Source organism: Streptomyces mesophilus (assembly GCF_040300965.1).
Taxonomy (GTDB): Bacteria; Actinomycetota; Actinomycetes; order Streptomycetales; family Streptomycetaceae; genus Streptomyces; species Streptomyces mesophilus_A.
Window position 1 is genome coordinate 1 of record NZ_JBEPEW010000318.1, and the last position, 1,239, is coordinate 1,239.

Consider the following 1,239-nt stretch of genomic DNA (forward strand, 5'->3'; position numbering starts at 1 on the left):
GCCGGACCGGAAGCCGCACCCGCACCCAGCGCCGGACCGGGAGCTCGGCCGCGGCGGCACGCTGGCGTTCGCCCAGCTCCGGGTCGAGCTGCAGGGCGCCGGCGCGCAGCGCGAGCAGGCTCAGCTCATGGCCGAGTGAGTCGTGCATGTCCTGGGCGATCCGGGCGCGTTCGCGCAGCCGCGCCCGGTCGGCGACGATGCGCTGCTCGCGCTCCAACTGCTCGGCGCGGGCGAGCGCGGAGGAGACGAGCGCGACGCGCTGGTGCCAGTAGCGGCCGATCAGCCACGGGAAACAGCCCGCGAAAAGGAGCGTGCCGAGCAGCACGAGCCACTCGGGTACGGGATCCACATCCCGTACGAGAATCCGCACCGTCCCTACGACGGCGATCCCCGCGAAGGCCGCGGGGCCCCCGCGCCCTCCGCCTCGTGCACCGAGCAACAGCGCGAAGACCGCGAGCGCCGGCCCGTACGAGACGGTGAACAGCGACGGCGAGGCTGCGAGCCCGAGGGCCGCGACGGCGAGGAACGCCAGGAGCGGCCGCGCACGGTGCAGGGCGGCCGCGAACGCGAGCACGGCGAGGCCGGCCAGTTCCTGCCACAGGGAGCGGGGTTCGTTCAGGCCGATACGGTCCGCGCCCACGGCGGGTACGGCCAGGCAGGCCCAGAGCAGGGCGTCCGCGGCGATGCGTCGTACGAGGTGGGGCACCTTGCCGACGCTACCCGCGCAAGGGAGCCCGGCACCCCTGCCGATCGTCAGGTCCTGTGCTCCCGGAGGCACCGAGGCTGCTCCCCGGGGCTCCGAAACTGCTCCCCGGAGGCTCCGAAACTGTTCCCGGGTGGCTCCGAAACTGCTCCTGGATGGCCCCCGAAGCTGCTCCTGGGGTGGCTCTGAAGCGCGCCACCCCTCTCGCGTAACCCAGTCGTGGGAGGATTCCCAGCGTCATGACTGCGACCGCACTCTCTCCCCAGACGCCCGAAACACCCCCCACCGAGGCCACCGGGCACGAGGTCCTGCACCGGCAGGTCATCGCCTGGTTCGACACCCACGCCCGCGACCTGCCCTGGCGCCGCCCCGACGCGGGCCCCTGGGGCGTGATGGTCAGCGAGTTCATGCTGCAGCAGACGCCCGTGAACCGGGTGCTCCCGGTGTACGAGCAGTGGCTCGCGCGCTGGCCGCGCCCCGCGGACCTGGCCAAGGAGGCGCCCGGCGAGGCCGTGCGCGCCTGGGGCCGGCTCGGC

General features: G+C 73.9%; 1 protein-coding gene and 1 pseudogene. One reads left to right on the forward strand and one right to left on the reverse strand.

Going from position 1 to position 1,239, the window contains the following annotated elements; all coding sequences use genetic code 11:
• Positions 1-706, reverse strand: a 706-nt coding sequence (locus tag ABT367_RS41385) for a histidine kinase (protein WP_352259133.1), incomplete at its 3' end; no start/stop codon positions are given.
• Between the two features lie 236 nt (positions 707-942).
• Between ABT367_RS41385 and ABT367_RS41390 the strand changes: the two are divergent.
• Positions 943-1,239, forward strand: a pseudogene (locus ABT367_RS41390) (A/G-specific adenine glycosylase); the annotation flags it as partial.